General features: G+C 50.6%; 4 protein-coding genes. 2 read left to right on the top strand and 2 right to left on the bottom strand.

The features are described 5' to 3' along the window. Positions 1-29 precede the first annotated feature (29 nt). Both pheT and OXH16_04165 read left to right on the top strand, forming a co-directional pair. Positions 30-1,715, top strand: a complete 1,686-nt coding sequence (gene pheT / locus OXH16_04170; protein MCY3680567.1) for a phenylalanine--tRNA ligase subunit beta — start codon at positions 30-32, stop codon at positions 1,713-1,715. Positions 1,716-1,729: 14 nt separating this feature from the next. Next, positions 1,730-2,920, top strand: coding sequence for a Gfo/Idh/MocA family oxidoreductase (locus tag OXH16_04165; protein ID MCY3680566.1), 1,191 nt, complete (start codon positions 1,730-1,732; stop codon positions 2,918-2,920). A 62-nt stretch (positions 2,921-2,982) separates the two neighbouring features. Here OXH16_04165 and OXH16_04160 read toward each other — a convergent pair whose 3' ends face one another. Both OXH16_04160 and OXH16_04155 read right to left on the bottom strand, forming a co-directional pair. Then, a complete protein-coding gene (locus OXH16_04160; protein MCY3680565.1) occupies positions 2,983-5,844 on the bottom strand; it encodes a TonB-dependent receptor in 2,862 nt (953 codons plus the stop codon). A 53-nt stretch (positions 5,845-5,897) separates the two neighbouring features. Then, positions 5,898-8,756 carry a TonB-dependent receptor gene (locus tag OXH16_04155; protein ID MCY3680564.1) on the bottom strand — a complete coding sequence of 953 codons (2,859 nt, stop codon included), beginning with the start codon at positions 8,754-8,756 and terminating at the stop codon, positions 5,898-5,900. Positions 8,757-8,797: the final 41 nt, after the last annotated feature.

The following is an 8,797-nucleotide window of genomic DNA, read 5'->3' as shown; positions in this document are numbered from 1 at the left end:
CTGGTCAGGAATACGCGGTAGGAGTAAAAATGCCAACGATTACAGTTAATAAACCCGATTTTGAACGTCTCGCAGAGCAGGCTTATTCTTCGGAGAGTCTGAGTGCTGCGCTTGAGACGGCGAAGGCCGAGATCGATGCTGAAGAGGGCGATACGCTTCGCATTCAGCTCAAGGATACCAATCGCCCCGATTTGTGGTCGGCAGAGGGGCTTGCGCGGTTGCTCAAAAGTCATCGGGAGAATGTTCAACCCGATTATCCTTTTTTTGATGCGTCTGGTGTGTCGGAGGAAAGGGAAGTTATTGTCGATCCCGCGTTGCGAGATGTTCGTCCCTATATTGCCGCTTTTGCATGTGAGGGTATTGCGATTGACGAAGCGGCACTGGATGCGCTTATCGAGGCGCAGGAAAAACTCGCCGATGGGTATGGGCGCGGTCGCAGCGTTGTTGCGATTGGGATTTACGATGCGTCCGATATTGTGTATCCGGTGCGATACGATGCGGTTGATCCCGATGCGACGGCTTTTGTTCCTCTGGAGTTTGAGTCTGAGATGTCTTTGCGACAGATTTTGTCCGATCATCCCACGGGCAGAACGTATGCACATCTTCTCGAAGGGAAGGATAAGTTTCCGCTGATCCGCGATTCGCGCGGCGAGGTTCTGTCCATGCCTCCTGTGATTAATAGCCAGAGCCTGGGGCGCGTTGAGGTGGGGGATACGTTTTTGTTTTGCGAGGCGACGGGTCCTGAACTCGACGCTATTCTTTTGTCTATGGCGATTATGGCGGTCAATATGGCTGATCGGGGCGGTCGCATTTATCCCGTGACGGTGCGCTATCCATACCAGACGCCGAGGGGACGAGTGCTGACGTGTCCTTATGATCTGACCGAGCCGTTGGAGGTCGATGTAGATGAGATTTACAAAGTGGTTGGGTCACATGTTTCGATGGGGCAGATTCAGACTGCGCTCAACGCGATGGGTTATCGGGATATTGATGTGCGAGAGCGGAGTGTCAATGCGCGTCCTGCGCCTTATCGCGACGATATTTTGCATCCCGTGGATGTTGTGGAAGATGTTGTGATCGGCGTGGGGTACGAGGCTTTTGATCCCGAGATGCCCCGGGATTTTACGGTTGGCAAAGCCGCGCCAGAAGAGGATCTTGCTGACCGATTTCGCAATCTCATGGTTGGAAGTGGATTTCAAGAGGTTTTTTTGCCGATTCTGTGTTCTGAAAAAGAACAGACCGTGGATATGAATAATCCAGATGCACGGATTATTTCGATTTCAAATCCTATGTCCGAAAATTACAGTGCGATTCGAGGGTCGTTGTTGCCCGGTTTGCTCAAGACCGAAGCTACAAGCCGTCGCGCGCTGTACCCGCATCGGATTTTTGAAGTGGGTGAGGTGGGGGTTCTCGATCCGGGGGAAAATTACGGTACGCGCACAGATATCCATCTTTGCGCGCTCGAAGCGAGTGACGAAGCCAATTTGTCCGGTGTTCAGAGCTATCTGGAGGTGTTGTCCTATTATTTTAATTTTGAATACGCGATTGCGCCGATTGATCATCCCACATTTTTGCCCGGGCGCAGTGGTGAGATCCGCACGGGCGAGCGCGTTTACGGGCTTATTGGTGAGATTCATCCCAGCGTTCTCGAAGTCTGGGGTATTAATTATCCCGTGAGTGTATTTGAGGTTGATATCCGGATTGTATCTGTTTGATTGGGAGGTTAATTATGGATAAACTCAAAGTAGGTATTCTGGGTCTTGGTCGCGGTTTTACGCATTTTAGAAATTTTCTCGCTCTGGAAGAGGCTGAGGTTATTGGTGCTTGCGATCGCTTTCCGCGTTTGAGAGAACGCGCCGAGCAACATCTAGCATCGGTTGGTGCTTCGGCTTCAATTTTGCCCGAGTTTGACGATTTGCTCGATCTCAAGCCCGATGCTGTTGTGGTTGCGACGAATGGGAAATTGCAGGTGGAACACGGATGTGAGGCGATGCGCGCGGGTTGTCATGTGCTTTCTGAGGTGCCGGGGGCTTATACGCAGGAAGAGTGTATGAATTTGCGGCAGACCGTTGAGTACACAGGCAAAACCTATATGCTGGGAGAAAATACCTGTTATTGGGATTTTTTTCGCTATTTTCGCAAGTGGGTTGCCGAAGATCGCTTTGGTCCGATTTCCATTGCCGAAGGCGAATATATTCACCATTTGCCGGCTACGCTTTTTCGACCGGATAGTTCGCGGCATACGCCGACTCGAGCGCGAGCAGTCGGTTATGAGGATGCAATGCCGATCTGGCGCGCCGATCAACCGCCTATTCAATACCTGACGCATGACCTGGGGCCATTGCTCGAAGTAATTGACGACCGCTGTGTTTCTGTTTCTTGCCGTAGCGCTCCGTTCCGAAGTGCCGACGCGCCCCTGCGTTCCGATGGTCAGATCGCGGTGTTCGAAACAGCAAAGGGCGCGCTTATTAAAATTATGGTTACGCTGAATACAGCCCGGCCTTCTGAACACCGATATCGCATTTTTGGCGTTGAGGGCGGTGCCGAGTGGTTTAGCTATGAAAAACACGCTCGTCGCTTTTCCCGAGGGGCTGATCATCGCAGTGGTTGGGAGGTTTTGCCCGTTGGTCTTGGCGCACATGGCGATGATACTTCTGCAGGGCACGGCGGTGCGGACTTAAAGCTCGCCCGACATTTTACACAGTCTATTCTCGCTGGCAAGCCGGCGCCGATTGATGTGTATCGCGCCATTGAGTACTGCTTGCCGGGTATTCTGGCAAATAAATCTGCTGAGTTGGGCGGTGCGCCAGTTCCCATTCCGGATTTTCGCCTCACGCCATTTGATCACACAATTTTTTGGGACAGTTTGGGACTTCCCGAACGCGATCCAGAATCCCGGCCGTATCAGCCGCCTGGGTAGATCGCTGAAAATAAAAAAATCCGGATCGCAATGATTCGGATTTTTTTGGCATAAGGGAAATATTAGAACCGAACGTGTAAGCTGCTCGTAATCAGGCGTCCGATCCACGGCGAACCGACAAATGATCGATATCCCTGGTTTAGCAAATTGCTGGCATTCAGATTTAAGGAGGTCGTGAAGCGGTCATTTGAAAGTGGCAATTGATAGGTCAAATTCAAATCCAAAACAGTATGAGAATCTACCTTGCCGACATATATACCCGATTGCATGGGGAAACCACCGCGATAGCGCAATTTCCCACTAATAATAAGTGGTGTATTGGGCAGTTGACAATCGATACCGATGTTAAATTTGTGCCGGGGGGCATTGAGGGCAATGTCGCCGATGTTGTCTAAATTGGGGAACAAGTCCTTGCTGACGTAGGAGTAATTGCCGGTAAAAGCCCATATTTCGTTTGGATAATACGCAAATGATAGGTCAGCACCGTAGAGCGTTATGCGACCAAAATTGCGAGGTGTGACTATTACTGCGGTGGGGTCTGCTGCCTGTTCGGGTGCTATGGTGCCAAAAGGGATCAGCGCGGCGTTGGATACAAATAACTGCGTCAATTCATCTATGCCTGTCCCATTGCCATTGCCAACCAACCCGAATTCTGGCTCGTTGAGATGATCTAAAAAAATAAGGACGAGTGCAAGGCTTGCATTGGCGGGGTCTTTCAAGTTTTCGGTAATCGCGTCTGTTAGAGCCTCGTTCAAGGGACCGGGTGCGAGAAATACGTTGGGCGTTTCAATTCGCAATGGGCTGACAAAATTTTTGATTCTGGTCTGATAGACATCGGCTGCCAGAATGAGTTTGTTTTTGACGATGCCTTTGTATCCCAATTCAAAGGTTTCTGTGGTGGTTGATCCGATTTTGCTTATGTCTGTCACCGCATTGGCGAGGTCGGATATGGGATCGAATCCCTGCGTTTCTGCATTCAGTGTCGCAGCTGTATTTTGCAAGCCCGGTAGTTGTTCTGGAATAACTCCGGGAAATATCCCGACGAGTTGTTCGATCATTGCAGTAGCCTGATCTGGTGATAGCCCAAGCCCGTCTGCGAGAAGCTCTATTGCCAGAGGTTCAAATTGTGCCAATAGGCCGTCCAGTATTACTCCTCTGGCAGCGCTCCACATCAGATTGGTAGCCTGGGGATCGTGCAGAGAGAAGTAGTGATCTTTTGGCAAGCCCGCTATGGGCGCAAAGGGCGTTCGATACATGGGTAGCCCATTGTCGTCTCTGCGAAATGTGAACCCCGTGCCAGCATTACCCTGTGCGCGAAGGTCAATTGCTGGACTAAATCCCAATACCGGACTGAAATTTGTTCCCAGCATAAAGACATCGGGGACGCCAACCCGATCTACAAATAAGTCTGGGGTTGAGGGCGTGCTAAATGCGCGGTTATACGTCAATCGCAGGGTGTTGAGAGAGTTGGGTTTGATGACCAGTGCTGCGCGGGGAGAGAAGAACGGATCTTCGATATGGCTGTGCTTGTCGATGCGTCCGGCCAATATCAGATCGATTTGATCGCTCAGGTTGGTTTCGCTTTGCAGGTAGATCCCGTATTCATCGATGTCGTCAATGCCTTCATGCATGCCGTGTACTGTGCCCTGTGTTTTGGGCCGGGTGAGCAGTACATCAGCGCCATAAGCTAAGTGTTGTTTCTGGCCCAAACTGGCATTGTGTTGCAATTGCAGGACCATCAAATGCGAGTTATCTACAATTGGGTCACCGGCTGTGATGAGTTCCGTGTCACCAGCATCACTGGTGTTGTAGAAGACTTGTGCGAACCACCCGCGATAGAGCAGGCGACCTTGATAAAAATTATAGGTCCAGTCTTTTGCCTGGCCCGCACCCAAATCCGTCTGTTGAAGGCCGCTCATTTTTGAATAGCCCACCGACCCTATCAGTGTCAACTCATCTGTTGGGCGGAAATCGAGCCTGAATTCTCCATTTGTCCTTTCTGTGCTGTAATCGCGTGGATTAAAACCGCGTGCTTCCACTTCCAGGGGATCGACATATTCCCAGTCATGGGTTGCAACATATCCACCCGAAACTTTGATCCCGATCTTGTTGTTGAGGCTGCTGGCGTGCCGCAGCGATAATTTTCGCACACTGCGCTGGCCGCCGGATATGGAAATTGTATTGCCTTCCGATCCAAATGGCGAGCGGGTGATAATGTGCATGACGCCATTGGCACTGTTGGGACCGTAAAGCGCAGACCCGGGTCCCAGAACGATTTCGATGCGTTCAATGTCGTCACTGGTAAGGGGGATCAAATCATAAGCGTTGAGGCGCAGAGAGGGGATACGGGCAATGCGGTTGTCAACGAGTGTGAGCAATGTGCCAGAAAATACACTGTTGAATCCGCGAACGACCATGCTGCCTTGCGATATGCCCGTTTGAGCATAGTCAACACCGGGCAGGGTCTTGACGTATTCACTCATGGTCAAGACTTCCCGATTTCTGATTTCAGATGCATCGACTATTGAAATTGAAGCAGGCGCGTCCAGGGCTTTTTCCTGTTTGCGCGATGCCGATACGACCACTTGTTGACCGATGAGGGCTACGGCGGTCAGGGTAAAGTCTCGCGTTATACTTTCGCCTGCGCGGATTTCTATAGTCGATACAACCACCGTTTCATAGCCGATATGACTGATGGTGATTTCGTAAGTACCCGGCGGCAAGTTGTCGATGCGATAGCTACCTCGTTCGTTGGTGATTGCGCCCCGGGTACCTTCAAGAGCCGGTCCTTTGACTACGATATTGGCCGCGAATAATGCTTCTCCGTCCTCGGTTTCCACTTTGCCCGTCAAGTTGCCGAAATCCTGAGCTACGACCGAGTAAGCATTCCACAGTACGAAAGTAAGGATATACAATACGCGCATTACACTCTCCTTACCGCAATAGTCCAGATTTTTTAGATGGGAGAGAGATAGATTTAGAACCTGATATTCAGGCCGGTTAAGACCAGGCGTCCAATAAATGGCGCACCGATAAATGATCGGTATTCCCGGTTTAACACATTGCTGGCTTCCACATTCCATGTGATCTTGAATTGATCATTTGAGAGTGGCAACTGATATGCGGCATTCAGGTCCAAAACAGTATAAGCATCTACATCGCCGACATATACACCCGATTGCATTGGGAAACCCCCGCGATAGCTCAATTTCCCGCGAATGGTGAGCGGTGTATTGGGCAATTGGCAATCGACTCCGATGTTAAATTTGTGTTTGGGAGCATTGAGGGCTATGTCGCCGATGTTGTCTAAATTGGGGAACCAATCATCGCTGACGTAGGAGTAATTGCCGGTAAAAGTCCATATTTCGTTTGGATAATACGCAAACGACAGGTCAGAACCGTAGAGTGTTATGCGACCAAAATTGCGATATGCGACCATTACCGCAGTGGGGTCTGATGCCTGTTCGGCAGATATGGTGCCAAAGGGAATCCCCGCGGCGTTGGATGCAAATAACTGCGTCAATTCATCTATGCCTGTTCCATTGCCATTGCCTACCAGGCCCAGATCCGGCAGGTTGAGCTGATCTAAAAGTCCGATGGCAATTGCGAGACTTGCATTGGCGGGGTCTTTTAAGTTCTCGGTAATTCCGTCTGTTAGAGCCTCGCTTAAGGGACCGGGTGCGAGAAATACACTGGGTGTTACAATCCGCAACGGGCTGGTGAAATTTCTTTTTCTGCTCAGATAGACATCGGCTGCCAAAATGAGTTTGTTATTGATGACGCCTTTGTAGCCCACTTCAAAGGTTTCCGAGATGGTCGATTCGATTTTGTTTATGTCTGCCACTGCATTGGCGAGGCTGGGCTCGGGATCAAAACTCGCCGTTGCCGTATTCAGTGTGCCGGCCGTATTTTGCAAGCCCGGCAGTTGCTCTGGAATAATCCCGGGAAAGTCTCCGACCAGTTGTGCGGCTACCGCAGCCGCTTGATCTTGTGGTAGCCCAAGCCGCTCGACGAAAAGTCCTGTTGCGAGAGGTTCCAGTTCCGCCAAAAGGATACCCATTATTATTGATCTGGCAGCGCCCCACATTAAATTGGTACCCTGGGGACTGTGCAGAGAGAAGTAGTGATCTTTTGACAAGCCCGCTATGGGTGCGAAAGGCGTTCGATACATGGGTAGGCCATTGTCGTCTCTGCGAAATGTGAATCCGGTACCGGCGGTGCCCTGCGCGCGAACGTCAATTGCTGGACTAAATCCCAATGATGATTGCAATGCCCCGAACCCAAAGGGATCGGGGAGGCCAATCCGGTCCAAAAATAAGTTGGTGGTTGAGGGGGTACTAAATGCGCGGTTATATGTCAATCGCAGGGTGTTGAGCGGCTTGGGTTTAATGACCAGCGCTGCGCGGGGTGAAAAAAACGGGTCTTCGATATGGCTGTGTTTGTCGATGCGTCCGGCCAATACCAGTTCGATTTGATCACTCAGGCTGGTTTCACTTTGCAGATAGACCCCGTATTCATCGATGTTATCAATGTCTTCATGCATGCCATTTATTGTGCCCCCTGTCTTGGGGCGGGTTCGCAGTACATCAGCACCATAAGCAAAGTGTTGTTTTTGTCCCAAATTGGCACTGTGCTGCAATTGCATGACCATCAAATATGAATTATCTACAATTGGGTCGTTGGCTGCGATCATTCTCGTTTGGCCTGCATCACTGGCGTTGAAGAAGACCTGTGCAAACCACTCGCGATAGAGCAGGCGGCCTTGATAAAAATTATAGGTCCATTCTTTTGCCTGGCCCGCGCCCAAACCCGTCAATTCAATACCGCTTGTTTTTGTATAACCCGTTGATCCTATGATTGTCAGGTCATCTGTTGGTCGAAAATCGAGTCTGAGTTCTCCCAATGTCTTTTTCGAGTTGTAATCGCGTGGATTAAAACCGCGCGATTCCACTTCCAGGGGATCGATGTACTCCCAGTCATGGGCTGAACTTTGCCCAACCGAAATTTTGATTCCGATTTTGTCATTGAGGCTGCTGGCGTGCCGCAGCGATAATCTTCTCACACTGCGCTCTCCGCCAGATATGGAAATTGTATTGCCTTCCGATCCAAATGGCGAGCGGGTGATAATGTGCATGACGCCACTGGAGGTGTTGGGCCCGTAAAGCGCAGATCCGGGTCCTAATACCACTTCGATGCGCTCGATGTCGTCACCGGTAATCGGTATCATATCAAAGGCATTGAATCGCAGGGAAGGGACGCGGGCTATGCGGTTGTCAACGAGTGTGAGCAGTGCGCCAGAAAATACATTGTTGAATCCGCGAACCACTACGTTGCTTTGTGAGATGCCCGTTTTGGAAAAGTCAACGCCGGGAAGGGTCTTGATATGTTCAGTCGGCGACAAGACGCCCCGATCTCTGATTTCGGCTGCATCGATCATTGCTATTGAAGCGGGCGCGTCCAGGGCTTTTTCCTGTTTGCGCGATGCCGATACGACCACTTGTTGACCGATGAGGGCTACGGCGGTCAGGGTAAAGTCTCGCGTTATATTTTCACCAGCGCGGATTTCTACGCCGGATACAACAGTGGTTTCATAGCCGATATAACTGATGGTGATTTCGTAAATTCCCGGCGGCAAGCGGTCGATGCGATAGGTCCCCTGTTCATTGGTGATTACGCCCCTTATGCCTTCAATGGCCGGTCCTTTGACTACGACATTGGCCGCGAATAATGCTTCTCCTGTCTCATCTTCCACTTTGCCTGTCAAGCTGCCCATCTCCTGAGCGATGACCGGGTAAGTGCTCCACAGTGCGAAAAGAATGACACACAATGCGCGCATAAAATCCTCCTTAATATTTTCTTATGATCATTTCAAGATAA

It is taken from the genome of Gemmatimonadota bacterium (assembly GCA_026705765.1).
Classification (GTDB): Bacteria; Latescibacterota; UBA2968; order UBA2968; family UBA2968; genus VXRD01.
The sequence above is the reverse complement of the archived record's forward strand: the minus strand, read 5'-3'. Positions and strand labels throughout refer to the sequence as shown.

Excerpts from the sequence above, each read along its gene's own strand:
- OXH16_04155 (MCY3680564.1), bottom strand. The coding sequence starts at position 8,756 with ATGCGCGCATTGTGTGTCATTCTTTTCGCACTGTGGAGCACTTACCCG.
- pheT (MCY3680567.1), top strand. The coding sequence starts at position 30 with ATGCCAACGATTACAGTTAATAAACCCGATTTTGAACGTCTCGCAGAG.
- OXH16_04160 (MCY3680565.1), bottom strand. The coding sequence starts at position 5,844 with ATGCGCGTATTGTATATCCTTACTTTCGTACTGTGGAATGCTTACTCG.
- OXH16_04165 (MCY3680566.1), top strand. The coding sequence starts at position 1,730 with ATGGATAAACTCAAAGTAGGTATTCTGGGTCTTGGTCGCGGTTTTACG.